The sequence below is a fragment of the Listeria farberi genome (assembly GCF_014229245.1).
Lineage (GTDB): Bacteria > Bacillota > Bacilli > Lactobacillales > Listeriaceae > Listeria > Listeria farberi.
This window is the reverse complement of sequence record NZ_JAARZJ010000013.1, coordinates 68,535-83,409: the sequence shown is the minus strand read 5'-3', so window position 1 is coordinate 83,409 and position 14,875 is coordinate 68,535. Positions and strand designations below refer to the sequence as shown.

Sequence of the window (14,875 nt, the reverse complement as noted above, 5' to 3'; positions counted from 1 at the left end):
GGAAAAAGCAGGTGAAGAAATGGCTGATAAAAAACGGTATGAAGAACTAATAAACATACTTGATCAATACAGCTATGATTATTATGTAATTGATAATCCAACAGTAGAAGATGCCGAATACGATCAAAAGATGCAAGAACTACTTAAAATAGAAGAAGCGCATCCAGAATGGGTTACACCTGAATCCCCGTCGAAACGAGTAGGCGGAGAAGTTTTAGAAGGTTTTAAAAAAGTAGAACATGACACACCAATGTTAAGCTTGGCAAATGCGTTTAATCGCGATGACTTGGCTGATTTTGATCGCCGTATCCGTGATAAAGTCGGTGATGACATTAGTTATATGTGCGAACTGAAAATTGACGGACTAGCCGTATCACTTCAATACGAAAATGGTAAGTACAATCAAGGTGCTACGCGAGGTGATGGAACAGTTGGTGAAGACATCACTGCTAATTTGCGCACGATTCGTTCTATCCCAATGAAACTGAAAAAAGCTTATTCCATTGAAGTTCGTGGGGAAGCTTTTATGCCAAAACGTTCCTTCCAAAAATTAAATGAAATACGCGAAGAAGAAGGCCAGATGTTATTTGCAAATCCGCGAAATGCAGCGGCCGGATCACTTCGTCAATTAGATACAAAAATTGCTGCATCTAGAAATCTTGATATTTTTCTTTATGCTGTAGCCGATTTTGGTGAAATGGGTGTTGAGACACATAGCGCAGGCTTAGACATGCTTGAAACACTAGGTCTTAAAGTCAATAAAGAGCGTAGACTTTGCAATAATTTAGAGGAAGTATATGCTTATATTGACGAGTGGACAGAAAAACGAGCTGGTTTAGCTTACGATATTGATGGTATCGTTTTGAAATTAAACAATTTAGAACAACAACGGCAAATGGGGACAACAGTGAAATCACCACGATGGTCAATTGCTTATAAATTTCCTGCAGAAGAAGTACCAACTAAACTGCTGGATATTGAATTGAACGTTGGCAGAACTGGCGTAATAACTCCCACAGCGGTGTTAGAACCAGTAAGAGTAGCAGGAACTACAGTTAGCCGTGCCTCACTTCATAACGAAGACTTAATTACAGAAAAAGATATTCGCATTGGCGATACCGTTTTAATCAAAAAAGCTGGCGATATTATTCCTGAAGTGATTAAGAGCATTACCGAAGAACGTAACGGTAGTGAAGAACCTTTCCACATGCCAAAAAACTGCCCAACATGTGATAGTGAACTCGTTCGCTTAGAAGAAGAAGTAGCACTAAGATGTATTAATCCTAAGTGTCCAGCTCAAATTAAAGAAGGGCTTATCCATTTTGTTTCAAGAAATGCGATGAATATCGATGGTCTTGGTGAAAAAGTTATTATTCAGCTATTTTCAATGCATTTAATTAAAGATGTAGCAGATTTGTTTTTCCTTTCGAAAGAGAAACTGTTAGAATTAGAAAGAATGGGTGAGAAATCAGTAACCAATTTACTGGCATCCATCGAAGCAAGTAAACAAAATTCGCTTGAAAAATTACTTTTTGGCTTGGGAATTCGCCATGTTGGTGCTAAAGCAGCCAAATCGCTTGCAGTTCATTTTGAAACAATGGATAATTTGAAAATAGCAGACAAAGAAACATTGACAAGTATTAGCGATATTGGGGAAAAAATGGCAGACAGTATTGTGACTTATTTTGCGAATGAAGAAGTACATGATTTACTAGAAGAACTAAAAAGGGCTGGCGTCAATATGACCTATACAGGGCCAAAACTAGAAAATATGTCCGAAGAGGAACTTGTTTTTGCAGGAAAAACAGTTGTCTTAACTGGAAAACTGGAAAAGCTAACACGAAACGATGCAAAAGCATTAATTGAATCTCTCGGTGGAAATGTTTCTGGAAGCGTCAGTAAGAAAACGGATGTTGTTGTAGCTGGCAGTGATGCTGGTTCTAAACTAGCCAAAGCTGAAGAACTAGCAATTCCTATTTGGTCCGAAGAAGACTTAATAGAGTACTTACCAGACGAAGGTGGATTAAACGAATGAAAAAACTCATAATTGCAGCGCTCGGTTTAACGCTTATTCTCTCTGGCTGTGCCCCAAAACTCGACTCAAACGATAAAGTGGTACAAAAAGATGATAAAAAAGCAGAAACGGGCATCATGACAAAAAATCAAATTTCATCTAATTATTACAAAACAGTATTACCGTATAAAGCAAGTAAATCTCGTGGTCTTGTAGTATCGAATATATACTCTCGGTATGATATTAACGAGTTGGAATCGGGTTTAATGCGAATTTCCCAAAATAAATATTCGCCAGACAATTACCTTTTCCAAGAAGGACAATATTTGGATAAGGATACATTAGAAAAATGGTTAGACCGAAAAAGCAAAAAAAATCCCAATGGTTTAAATCCAGAAAGTAATGGTGACGGAAAAGATCGTAAGCCAATTTACTTAGCACATATTTTAGAACAAGATTATTTAAAACAAACAGATAAAGATACAGTAGCGCTTGGTGGGATTTCTATCGCGCTGGCAATGAATTCTGTTGATTACTATCAAAAAGAACAATACGGAGATACTTTTGAACAAGAAATCAGTGACAGCGATTTACTAGCACAAGGAAAAGAAATGTCTGCTACTGTGTTGAATCGAATTCGCCAAACAAAAGGATTGGAAAATGTTCCAGTTACGATTGCTATTTATAAGCAAGGGCCACGTGATGCTGTAGCTCCAGGTAATTTTCTTACTTATACAACAGCAAATGGCGATAGCTTATCTAATTGGAAAGACATTGACGAAAAAAATTACGTTTTACCATCCACGGAAGCTGCAAAAAATCACAAAACAGACAATGATAATTTCCTTAACTTCAAAAAATCTATTGAAGATTACTATCCGAATTTTACAGGCGTAGTTGGTCGTGGTAGATATGAAGACGGGCAGTTAACAGAACTTAGTATTGATATCCCATTACAATTTTATGGACAAGCGGAAATTATTGGCTTTACGCAATATGTGACAGATTTAGTAGGACAACATATTCCGAAAACAGCTGATTTACAAGTAAATATATCTACATCGGACGGTCCAGCCGCTTTAATTACTAGAAAAGCAAATGAAGATGCAGCTACTGCTCACATTTATGATTAATAAAAATCAATGCGAATTGTTCTTTCCTGTTGTATAATTATGCAGGAGAGGACAGTTCTTCCCATTTTTAACAGGCGGGAAGTACTATCGCGTAGAAAGTACCACTAAAAAGGAGGATGGCATTTTGTCAAATATATCCAAAGAAACAGTAGAAAAAGTAGCAAATCTTGCCAAGTTAGAAGTTTCAGAAACAGAAGCAACTGCTTTTGCGGGTCAGCTCGGTAAAATTATTGAGCTAGTAGAGCAATTAAATACTTTAGATACAACGAATGTAGAACCTACCAGCCATGCAATCGACGTATCGAACGTGTTACGTGAAGATGTGGCAACAAAAGGATTAGATCGTAAAGAAGTACTGAAAAATGCGCCAGATGAGCAAGACGGCATGTTCAAGGTACCTACAATTATGGAACAATAAACACGTTAAGGAGGGAAAATATTTTGGGCTTATTTGATTTTTCAGTAAAAGAATTACATGATAAATTAGTAAAAAAAGAGATTTCACCATTTGATTTAGTATCAGAATCTTTCAACCGAATTGAATCTGTAGAGGACAAAGTTGGTTCTTTTATTACTTTAAATAAAGAGGCAGCATTTGGTGTAGCAGAAGAGCTTGGAGATGCTGGCATAGATCCTAACAACATGCTTGCAGGGCTTCCAATCGGGATTAAAGATAACATCGTAACAAAAAACTTGCGTACAACAGCAGCAAGTAAAATTTTAGAAAACTTCGACCCGATTTATGATGCGACCGTTGTTTCTAAATTAAAAAAGGCGCAAACAATTAATATCGGAAAATTAAACATGGATGAATTTGCGATGGGATCTTCTACAGAAACATCGTATTTTCACAAAACACATAACCCATGGGATTTATCCAGAGTTCCTGGTGGCTCTTCAGGTGGCAGTGCATCCGCAGTTGCAGCAGGCGAAGTATTATTCTCGCTTGGTAGTGATACTGGTGGATCTATCCGTCAACCAGCAGCTTTTTGTGGGGTAGTCGGAATGAAACCTACATATGGCCGTGTATCTCGTTTCGGTTTAATTGCCTTTGCGTCTTCTTTAGACCAAATTGGCCCAATTACAAAAAACGTAGCAGATAATGCGTATTTACTAGAAGCGATTTCTGGTTTAGATGCGAATGATTCTACTTCCATCAATCAACCAGTAGAACGCTTCTCAGATAGCTTAACTGGGGATATTAAAGGCCTACGCATTGGTGTTCCAAAAGAATATCTTGGTGAAGGTGTTGATCCTGGTGTCAAACAAGCAGTATTAGATGCACTTAAAACACTCGAAAAACTTGGTGCTACTTGGGATGAAGTTTCTTTACCACATTCTGAATACGGTGTAGCAAGTTATTATATTTTAGCATCTAGTGAAGCTTCTTCTAACCTTTCTCGTTTTGACGGCGTTCGTTACGGGTACCGTTCTCCAAACGCGACTACTTTAGAAGAACTTTACACAAAAACGCGTTCTGAAGGCTTTGGAGATGAAGTAAAACGTCGTATTATGCTTGGAACATATGCATTAAGTTCGGGTTACTATGATGCTTACTATAAAAAAGCGCAACAAGCTCGTACATTAATTAAACAAGATTTTGTTAATGTATTTGAAAACTACGATGTTATTATCGGACCAAGTTCTCCGACAACAGCTTTTAAAATTGACGGTATGATTAATGATCCGATTACAATGTACTCCAATGATATTTTAACTGTTCCGATTAACTTAGCAGGTGTGCCAGCTATTTCTATTCCATGTGGATTCTCAGATGGCTTACCAGTAGGATTACAAATTATCGGTAACTACTTTGAAGAATCATTATTATACAAAGTAGCGCACGCATTTGAACAAGAAACAACATTCCATAAAGAAAAACCAAACTTATAGGAGGCGTAGCAATGAATTTTGAAACAGTTATTGGACTTGAGGTTCACGTAGAGTTAAAAACCAATTCAAAAATATTTTCTTCTGCGCCAGCTCATTTTGGAGCAGAACCAAATACAAATACAACCGTGGTAGACTTAGGAATGCCAGGTGTTTTACCAGTTTTAAATAAACGCGCTGTCGAATATGGTATGAAAGCAGCCATGGCAATCAACTGCGAGATTGCTGAACATACAAAATTCGACCGTAAAAACTATTTTTACCCTGATAATCCGAAAGCATACCAAATTTCCCAGTTCGATAAACCAATTGGCGAACATGGCTGGATTGAAATCGAAGTTGGGGGTAAAAAGAAAAAAATCGGTATTACTCGTCTTCATTTAGAAGAAGATGCAGGGAAAAATACGCATACATCGCACGGTTATTCTTTAGTGGATATTAACCGCCAAGGAACACCGCTCATCGAAATCGTTTCTGAACCAGACATTCGTTCTGCAGAAGAAGCTTATGCATACTTGGAAAAACTAAAATCTATTATTCAATACACTGGCGTATCCGATGTGAAAATGGAAGAAGGTTCCATGCGCTGTGACGCCAACATTTCTATTCGTCCAATTGGTCAAGAAGAATTTGGTGTGAAAACGGAACTAAAAAACCTGAATTCATTTAACAATGTGCGTAAAGGTATTGAATATGAAGAAAAACGCCAAGCTGAAGTACTTAAGTCTGGTGGCATTATCGAACAAGAAACACGCCGTTTTGAAGAAGCAACTGGAAAAACTTCCTTGATGCGTATTAAAGAGGGTTCCGACGATTATCGTTATTTCCCTGAGCCAGATTTAGTAGACTTATTTATTGATGAAGCATGGAAAGAACGCATTCGTGCAGAAATTCCTGAACTTCCCGACAAACGCCAAATTCGTTATATTAATGATCTTGGTCTACCAGCATATGATGCGATGGTTCTAACGCTAACAAAAGAAATGTCTGATTTCTTTGAGGCAACTCTTACTGCTGGAGCGGACGCTAAACAAGCTTCTAACTGGTTGATGGGCGAAGTTTCCGCCTATTTAAATGCCGAACAAAAAGAACTTCATGAAACAGGACTAACTCCTGAAAATCTTGCAGGCATGATTAAATTAATCGAAGCAGGTACTATTTCATCTAAAATTGCTAAAAAAGTTTTCCGCGAATTAGCGCAAAATGGTGGCGAAGCAGAGCAAGTTGTCAAAGATAAAGGACTTGTTCAAATTTCCGATGAAGGAGCTTTACGCACAATCATTAGCGAAATTTTAGATAACAATGAGCAATCGATTGTTGACTTTAAAAATGGAAAAGACCGTGCCGTTGGGTTCTTAGTTGGTCAAGTAATGAAAGCAACAAAAGGCCAAGCAAATCCACCAATGGTTAATAAACTATTACTTGAAGAAATGAACAAACGTTAAACTATGAGCAGTGGGGCTTTTCGCTTCACTGCTTTATTTATTAGGAATTTATAGCGAAATTTGCTATAATATTACTATCATGTGTCAAAACGCGCTTTTCTTTTGAACAACGCTGTTTGAATGAAGGAGAGGACGAACATAATGCAAAAACACGCTCGAGTTATTTATAATCCCACATCTGGAAGAGAAATTATTAAGAAAAATCTCGCAGATGTCCTTTCGATATTAGAGCAAGCAGGCTACGTAACATCTGCCCACGCAACAACTGCAGAACCAGATGACGCTAAACATGCTGCGGAAGAAGCTGTAAGAAATCGATTTGATTTAGTTGTAGCGGCAGGCGGAGACGGAACCATTAATGAAGTCATTAACGGTATTGCCGAAAAAGAATATCGACCAAAAGTGGGGATTATTCCAACAGGAACAACGAATGATTTTGCAAGAGCCTTACATGTTCCTAGAGACGTGATAAAAGCAACGAAGATTATAGCAGCTGGTCAAAGTGTAGCAATGGATATAGGTAAAGCAAATGATACTTATTTTATTAATATTGGCGGCGGGGGTAGACTCACAGAGCTCACATATGATGTCCCCAGTCGATTAAAAACGATGCTTGGACAATTAGCTTATTATTTAAAAGGAATTGAAATGCTACCTTCTTTGAAAGCTACTAAAGTAAAAGTAGAATATGATCAAGGTGTCTTTGAAGGGGAAGTCATGTTTTTTCTTTTAGGTTTAACCAATTCTATCGGAGGCTTTGAAAAAATTGCCCCTGATGCCAAGTTAGATGATGGTAAGTTTTCGCTCATCATCGTCAAAAAAGTGAATTTAGCAGAATTTATTCGCTTAGTTACTCTGGCACTTAGAGGAGATCATATTAAAGAACCAAACGTTATTTATGTGAAATCAGAAACAGTAATTGTACACTCTGAAGACAAAATGTTAATTAACCTTGACGGAGAGCTTGGTGGGGAAACGCCAATGGCATTCCGCAATTTGAAACAACATATTGAATTTTTTGCGAGTGTAGATGATATACCAGCAACCGATTTATTTATAAAAGAAAATAACTAAAACTGCCCAACATGGTAGTTTTTTTCTTTAGCCTAAATGTCCTAACTGCAACATAGTAAGAAGGATGTAATTATTGTTAGATATTTGTCTTATTTGAACAAAACAAGTATAATAGGTATTCTGACATGAAATGAGGTGAAAGCGATATGACAAGTGGATATGTATTAAAAAAATTCATTATGATAATAGCTATTCTTATTCTTATCATTACTATCGCAACGGCTATATTCTTCTTCTGGCGAGTTGATGCCGAAGAACAAGCTCCAACAGTAAGTAAAACGGAATTAATTGAAAGTAATAAAGTATGGGTAAATGACCAAATGCAAATTCCCTTAGAAGATAATGTATTTTTGTCTATCCCATCTCCCAGTACAGAGGCCACAATCGCTAAAAATGGTGATTTAATTATAGCCACAACTAATCCTGAAATTTTAAATAAATTAGCTTCTTCTAATAATCGCTACAAAGAAATGAAAGCATATCGTCTTCGTATTGATGCAAAAAAAGTTTCAGAATATATTACTAATACAAAATATCGCTATCCAACAACTACTATCCAAAAAAAGCTTGCTAATTACGAAATTAAAAGTGGCGAACGAACGATTGAAACAGGACCAAAAGCTATAAAAGTAGAAACGACCAATAAAAACGATATTAAATTAACCCTTGAAACGGCTTACTCAAGCAAAGATGCCGAAGTAGCTGCAAATATTTTTAGCAATAAAATTCCTGATGAAATAACGATAAATGACAATACAAAGAATTTAAGCGCTCAAAAGAATGTAATGATTTATCCAAAATCATTTATATATGATTTTACTTTGCAAAAAAATACGATGCTTATATTTAAAGACCAAAAAGAAGCCACTATCACAGAACCAATCGGCATCGAGTACATTATTAAGTAAAGCAAAGAGAGGAGCAAGGGACTTTGGAAGTATCCCTTTTAAAAAAGAATCAATTTGTTGAACTAACTATTGAAGATTTAACACATGATGGTAGTGGTGTAGGCAAGATTGATGGCTACCCACTTTTCATTCCAAATGCACTGCCCGGAGAAAAAGTGAGAGCAAAAATTACTAAATTAAATAAAAATTACGGCTTTGCACGGATGGAAACTATTGAAGTTGTTAGTACTGAACGTGTTGAACCACCTTGTGCCGTTTATTCAAAATGTGGCGGTTGTAGTTTACAACATTTGAGTTACAGCGGACAATTAGCTTTTAAACGAAATCAAGTAGAAGAAACGATGAAACGTATTGGTAAATTAAGCGTAGAAGTACCAGAAACCCTTGGTATGGAAAATCCGTGGCGTTACCGTAATAAATCACAAGTCCCAGTTGGCTTTGTGAATGGGAAATTAACAGCTGGTTTTTATCAAAAAAGAAGTCATGATATTATTGATATGTCAACCTGTCTAATTCATAATGAAAAAGGAGATCTCGCTGTTCAAAAAACAAGAGAAATTCTGGCTAAATATGGTACGGAACCTTATGATGAAAAAACGGGTAAAGGTGATATCCGCCATATTATGACTAGGTTTGCACATACTACAGGGCAATTAATGATTGTCCTTGTAACGACGAAAGAGCGTCTCCCTTTTAAAGCGGAAATTATGCATGATTTAACGAATCAATTAGAAGTACATTCCATCGTTCAAAATATTAATCCACAAAAAACAAATGTAATTTTCGGTGATCGCACAAAAACACTTTGGGGAAAAGATATTATTGAAGATACGATTCATGGTATTAAGTTTGCCATTTCCGCACGTTCTTTTTATCAAGTAAATCCTTTGCAAACAGAGGTTTTGTATCAACAAGCTATTGATTCTGCAGAATTAACTGGTGAAGAAACTGTGATTGATGCATATTGTGGAATTGGCTCCATTTCGCTTTGTCTTGCTAAAAAAGCAAAACATGTTTATGGGGTTGAAATTGTTGACCAAGCTATTCAAGATGCCCGTGCAAATGCGAAATTAAATAACCTAACGAATACAACCTTTGAAACAGGTAAAGCAGAAGAAGTTATTCCTCAGTGGTATAAAAATGGTATCGTAGCAGATGTTTTAGTAGTTGACCCACCGAGAAAAGGTTGCGACGAAACACTCCTTGACACAATCCTTGCAATGAAACCGAAAAAGGTTGTTTATGTTTCTTGTAATCCAGGAACACTAGCTCGAGATATGAAAATATTAACAGAAGGCGGTTATGAAGCGAAGAAAGTACAACCTGTAGATATGTTTCCAATGACGACCCATATTGAAGCTGTGACCGTTTTAAATTTAAAATAAAAAAACAAAAACCGCCAAAATGGGATAAATGGCGGTTTTTGTTTTTCGAGTGTGTGTGTTTGACTAAGTTAAATTAACAGACGAGATTTGCAGAAATCAAGTCCAGTTATTATTTAACCATGAATTAAAAATATGGTCAAAGGTGTTATTTTTAACTTTTTAAATATCATAATTTAAAAAATATAATGTTTTAGCATTGAAAAGTTATTTAAGATACAAAATAAACAATGAAAAAGACATGAAATTGTCGATAAATTGTCATAATATTTTTTCGCTTTCCATAACTGGTTGAATTTGGTAAGATGTATGTAACGGATTTCACATGAATGGAGGAACTTATAAAATGGCTATTACTATGTATATTGACCGCCCAGATGCTGCACTTGACCTAGAGACAACCCATCCCCATTTTAAAGAACATTTTAAAGCAAGTTATTATTTAGACAAAACCGATTCATTCAGCCCTTTTGGCTATGAAGATGGAATGGAGGTATTACATCGTTTAGAAGAATATTTTAGCGATAAGAGTGACCAAGGTCTTAATTTAGCTTCTTTTCCGCGATACATGATGGAAACAGTCAAACATTCTACCTATGTGCCAGCAAAAGACGATGGAGTGGACCGTTTACAACAACTTTTAGCGGAATATGGTAGTGCTGTAAGAGAATCAGACCGGATAACTGTTTCGGCTGCGTTAGCACAAATTAAAATAACTGGCTATGTACTTCCTGGTCTTCGTGATGCCGCGCTTGAATCGCTTCATCGTGAAATAGAACTAAATAAAATCGAAAATATTGATGCAGGTTATGCCGATAGTATGTTTTATGACTTATTAACATTTACGAAAGATTATACTTCCGTTTTGCCGGATATGTGGTGTCGACACTGCACAGAGTAAAAAAAGAGCGCTAAATTATTAGCGCTCTTTTCTACTTATCAAGCATCATTAAAATGGCTTTAGCTACTTCGTGTTGATTGCGGTTGTCAGTATTTACAATGAAGTCTGCGGAATCTTGATAATGGGCAATTCTCGGTTCAAAAATTGCACGAATTTCTTCAGGAGATTTTTGTTGAACTAGTGGGCGTGTCGTATCACCTTTTAAACGATTCATAAATACTTCAGGATCAGTTTCTAAATAAATAACCGGATATGTATTTTTTAAAACTTTTCTATTTTCAGGATTTAGAACGATACCACCGCCTGTTGCAATAACGGCTTTGGTATTAGCTAGTTCTTTTAATTTCTCATGTTCTAGCCGGCGGAATTCTTGTTCACCATACTTTGCAAAAATTTCAGATACACTCATTCCTTGTTCGCGAATAATTACTTCGTCAATATCAATATAAGGCAAATCAGCTAACTTTGCGAGTATATTGCCAACCGTTGTTTTTCCAGCTCCCATGAAGCCAATTAAGATAACTTGATCGATGATGTTCTCCTCCTTTATTAGTTTTTATATTTTACTACTTAAAAGCATTAAAGAAATTATATCATAAATGCTAGAAACGTCAACAATAAATAATCTGTTTTGCTAGCGATTTTAAACAATAAAATGCTTTCTTTTCATTGTAGTACATTTTTAGTACAATAGAAATAAGAGAGAAGTAAACTGGAGGAAAATGATGATAGAAGATGAGCTGAATCAAACGAATAAAACCGAAAAAATTGAATTTGGCGTAAACCGCCGCCTAATTTTTTCAAGTTGTTTACTTTGGATTGCTGCAGGATTATTATTATATGTTATTTTTAGTCATATAAAAGGTGTTACAGGTACAGAGGAAGTGATTTTACTTGTGTTTATTGGTCTTTGTGTTTTACGACCATTACTGCGTTTAATCAATATTGCACCGACTGTAGAGTTAACAGAACGTGGCCTTGCTTATCGTGGCGATTTTAAGCCATGGAATGAAATTAAAGGGACAGAACTAATTAAGCCAGCAGTGATTCTTTTTTCTCAGGGTAGATTAAAGATTATGACATCGATCAACGGCCGGGAAGAGGTTGCTTGGGATATTGTTGCGGCAGATGTGTCTGTTAGTTTAGAAGAATTAAGAGCAATTATCCAGTCCATGCAAGAAACGTATACAGATGATAATACAGTTGGGGAAGAAATATTCATTGAAAAAAAATAATACCAAGGATCATTTTTCTGTTTTCTTAAAATAGAGAAATGATTTTTTTGATAAATACAACTATAGCCCATGGTATCTTGGCTCATTATAAGGTAAAATAAGCAAATAATCGTATAACGGGAGGAAAACAATGGATACAGTGCTAAAGGCGCTTAAAGTCAGAAAAGTATATGGTTCAAAAGGAAACTTGTTTTCTGCGTTAGGAAGTATTAGTTTAGAAATTCAAAGAGGCTCATTTGTAGGTATTATGGGCCCATCAGGTGCAGGTAAATCCACATTACTTAATGTTTTATCTTCTATAGATAAACCTACTTCTGGAGAAATAGAAATTGGCGGGAAACAGCTTTCTAAAATGAAAGGAAAAGATTTAGCTGTGTTTCGTAGAGATCAGCTAGGCTTTATTTTTCAAGATTATAATTTATTAGATACAATGACAGTAAAAGATAATATTGTGCTACCTCTAGCCCTAGCACGTGTAAAGCAAACAGAAATTGATGAACGTTTTGAGATTATCGCGCGCCAGTTTGGCATTTACGATCTCAGGAATAAATACCCGACAGATATTTCAGGAGGGCAAAAACAAAGAACGGCGGTTTGTCGTGCAATGATTACAGAACCCACATTAATCTTTGCTGATGAACCAACAGGCGCTCTTGATTCTAAATCAGCAACTAATTTGTTAGAGGGGCTCTCTCAAGCTAAAAGTGTACGTGATTCTACTATTTTGATGGTCACCCACGATGCTTTTGCAGCGAGTTACTGCGAACGAATTATGTTCATTAAAGATGGCGAAATTTTTACCGAAATATACCGCGGAACAAGCTCACGAAAACAATTTTTCCAAAAGGTGTTAGATGTGTTGGCGCTTCTTGGAGGTGGCGAAAATAATGTTATTTAAAATTGCGCTGACCAATATGCGAAAGAATTTTAACCAATATATCGTCTACTTTGTTTCGCTTATTGTGTGTGTATTAGTATTTTTTACATTTGTTTCACTTTCTTATAATCCACTCATTGATAAGGTTTTTAAACGATGGGAATTGTTTGGTCCAGCAATGTTTTCATCTGCGAGTGTAATGTTGATATTATTTATTTTCTTTTTCATATTTTATTCTAACAGTTTTTTTCTTAAAAGAAGGAAACGAGAAATTGGACTTTATTCATTGCTTGGATTACGGAAATCACAAATAGTTGTAGTTTTATTTTATGAAAATGCTTTATTATACATGCTTGCGACTTTGTTTGGTGTTTTAATTGGGATATTTTCTTCAAAGTTTTTCGCGATGATTTTATTTTGGATCGTTGGACTAGCGATAGATGCAGAATTTATTATTTCATTTAAAGCGATTGTTGATACAGGACTTGTTTTTTTTGGAATCATGCTATTTACATCTTTTTATGCTGTTTTCATTGTATTAAGATATAATTTAAGCCAATTATTTAAAAACGATGAAAAAGAAGAGAAAGTAGCTAAAGGTTCTGTGATTTTAATGTTAATTGGATTTGTTCTTATTATATCTGGATACTATTTGGCAACTAGCAATATTGAAGAATCAACCATTTGGTTAGCATATGATTTTTTTGATGTAGTTCTAGTAATTTTATGCGCTGTTATTTTAGGTACATGGCTTATGGTCAGATTTGGAACACCATATGTGATCCATAAGTTATATGGAAATAAACGTTTCTTTTACAACGGAACAAACATGATTGGTGTGACGTCTCTTCGCTTTAGATTAAAGAAAAATGCTGGAACGATTGCGATGATTGCGGTGTTAAGTGCGACGACTTTAACGATTATTGGGTCGATGAGTAGCTTTTATGTCCGAACGATAAATGATATTTCAGCAGAAAATCCTTCTAGTTACCAAGTACTTGATATTTCGGCAAAAGATGAACAAAAAATTATTCAAACGATACAGAGTGATCAAAACCATCAATTAAAAAGTTTGATGCAAGCAGAAATGGTTAGTGCTAAGCTAAAATATAAAGATATGCCTAAATATAAAATGCGGATGGATAATATGATTCATACGGTTGTAGCCGAATCTGAATATAATCGTATTGGTGCAAAACAACAAAGTGATTTTGAGAAGCCAAAAAAACTAGCATATGGAGACGCTATTTTACTTGGAAAAACCACCTACTACGCTAGGCAGGAAATTCAAGATAAATGGCTAACAAGAAAAATGGTAATCCAATCGAACGAACCATTGGCTAAAAAAATGCCACCAATAAAAGTAGTTGATTTTCGAGAGAACTCCATTTTCAATACGGGTATTTCTTATGAGACGCTCGTTGTTTCAGATGAATATTATGATGATTTAGAAAGAGTATTCTCGCCAGAATTAGTAGCAATGTTCGATATTACGAATCCTAATCACAGTGAAGACTTAGATAAGAAAGTGCAAACTATCGTGGACGGGGAACCTTCACTTTTTTCTGAAAATGTTTCTTCTTATTATACGAATTATCATTTGATTTCCACATTAGTAGGCTCCTTATTATTTATTGGAATTTTCATTGGAATTGTATTTTTCTTAGCGACAGGTAGTATTATTTATTTCAAACTTGTAACGGATGCTGTATCTGAAAAATCTAAGTTTGATATATTATTTAAATTAGGTGTTACCGAAAAGGAAGTACGAAGGATTATTTCCAAACAAGTTTGGCCTATTTTTGCTATTCCATTATTTTTTGGAATCGCCCATTCAATGGCTGCCTTATGGGGAATTTCGATTAACTTAATGGATAATATAAAATATCCTGTTTTAATTGGAACGTGTATTTACATTATTTGTTATGCAGCTTATTACTTTTTATGCATTAATTCTTTTATTAAAATCGTTATGGCAGATAAAAAGTAATTGGCTTTTGTGTTTAATTCAGCTAA

The 14,875-nt window shown here is 35.6% G+C and carries 13 protein-coding genes; 12 read left to right on the top strand and 1 reads right to left on the bottom strand.

Annotated elements, in window-relative coordinates:
• Positions 1-19: 19 nt before the first annotated feature.
• The 9 genes from ligA to HCB45_RS12095 all read left to right on the top strand — a co-directional run bounded on the left by ligA (position 20) and on the right by HCB45_RS12095 (position 10,747).
• The gene (gene ligA, locus HCB45_RS12135; protein WP_185620048.1) at positions 20-2,035 is read left to right on the top strand and encodes an NAD-dependent DNA ligase LigA; all 2,016 of its coding nucleotides are present in this window, start codon (positions 20-22) and stop codon (positions 2,033-2,035) included.
• A complete protein-coding gene (locus HCB45_RS12130; protein WP_185319989.1) occupies positions 2,032-3,147 on the top strand; it encodes a CamS family sex pheromone protein in 1,116 nt (371 codons plus the stop codon). Before ligA ends, HCB45_RS12130 begins: the two co-directional genes overlap by 4 nt.
• Before the next feature lie 124 nt (positions 3,148-3,271).
• Entirely contained in the window at positions 3,272-3,565 is a 294-nt protein-coding gene (gene gatC / locus HCB45_RS12125; RefSeq protein WP_003722233.1) for an Asp-tRNA(Asn)/Glu-tRNA(Gln) amidotransferase subunit GatC, read from the top strand.
• 23 nt (positions 3,566-3,588) lie between these two features.
• Entirely contained in the window at positions 3,589-5,040 is a 1,452-nt protein-coding gene (gene gatA / locus HCB45_RS12120; RefSeq protein WP_185319991.1) for an Asp-tRNA(Asn)/Glu-tRNA(Gln) amidotransferase subunit GatA, read from the top strand.
• Between the two features lie 11 nt (positions 5,041-5,051).
• Positions 5,052-6,482, top strand: coding sequence for an Asp-tRNA(Asn)/Glu-tRNA(Gln) amidotransferase subunit GatB (gatB, locus tag HCB45_RS12115; protein WP_185319992.1), 1,431 nt, complete (start codon positions 5,052-5,054; stop codon positions 6,480-6,482).
• Positions 6,483-6,623: 141 nt separating this feature from the next.
• Positions 6,624-7,556, top strand: coding sequence for a diacylglycerol kinase (locus HCB45_RS12110; protein ID WP_185319993.1), 933 nt, complete (start codon positions 6,624-6,626; stop codon positions 7,554-7,556).
• A 146-nt stretch (positions 7,557-7,702) separates the two neighbouring features.
• Positions 7,703-8,464, top strand: a complete 762-nt coding sequence (locus HCB45_RS12105; RefSeq protein ID WP_185319994.1) for a hypothetical protein — start codon at positions 7,703-7,705, stop codon at positions 8,462-8,464.
• Between the two features lie 23 nt (positions 8,465-8,487).
• Positions 8,488-9,849 (top strand): 23S rRNA (uracil(1939)-C(5))-methyltransferase RlmD, encoded by a 1,362-nt coding sequence (gene rlmD / locus HCB45_RS12100; protein WP_185620046.1) that lies wholly within the window; start codon positions 8,488-8,490, stop codon positions 9,847-9,849.
• A 343-nt stretch (positions 9,850-10,192) separates the two neighbouring features.
• Positions 10,193-10,747, top strand: coding sequence for a molybdate metabolism regulator (locus HCB45_RS12095; RefSeq protein ID WP_185319996.1), 555 nt, complete (start codon positions 10,193-10,195; stop codon positions 10,745-10,747).
• Positions 10,748-10,778: 31 nt separating this feature from the next.
• Here HCB45_RS12095 and HCB45_RS12090 read toward each other — a convergent pair whose 3' ends face one another.
• Positions 10,779-11,267, bottom strand: coding sequence for a shikimate kinase (locus HCB45_RS12090; RefSeq protein ID WP_312026328.1), 489 nt, complete (start codon positions 11,265-11,267; stop codon positions 10,779-10,781).
• Between the two features lie 205 nt (positions 11,268-11,472).
• Here HCB45_RS12090 and HCB45_RS12085 point away from each other — a divergent pair, with 205 nt between their 5' ends.
• The 3 genes from HCB45_RS12085 to HCB45_RS12075 all read left to right on the top strand — a co-directional run bounded on the left by HCB45_RS12085 (position 11,473) and on the right by HCB45_RS12075 (position 14,849).
• Entirely contained in the window at positions 11,473-11,982 is a 510-nt protein-coding gene (locus HCB45_RS12085; RefSeq protein WP_185319997.1) for a hypothetical protein, read from the top strand.
• Between the two features lie 130 nt (positions 11,983-12,112).
• Positions 12,113-12,880: an ABC transporter ATP-binding protein gene (locus HCB45_RS12080; protein WP_185319998.1), complete on the top strand. Its 768-nt coding sequence runs from the start codon at positions 12,113-12,115 to the stop codon at positions 12,878-12,880.
• Positions 12,870-14,849 carry an ABC transporter permease gene (locus HCB45_RS12075; protein WP_185620044.1) on the top strand — a complete coding sequence of 660 codons (1,980 nt, stop codon included), beginning with the start codon at positions 12,870-12,872 and terminating at the stop codon, positions 14,847-14,849. Before HCB45_RS12080 ends, HCB45_RS12075 begins: the two co-directional genes overlap by 11 nt.
• The last annotated feature ends 26 nt before the right edge of the window (positions 14,850-14,875 follow it).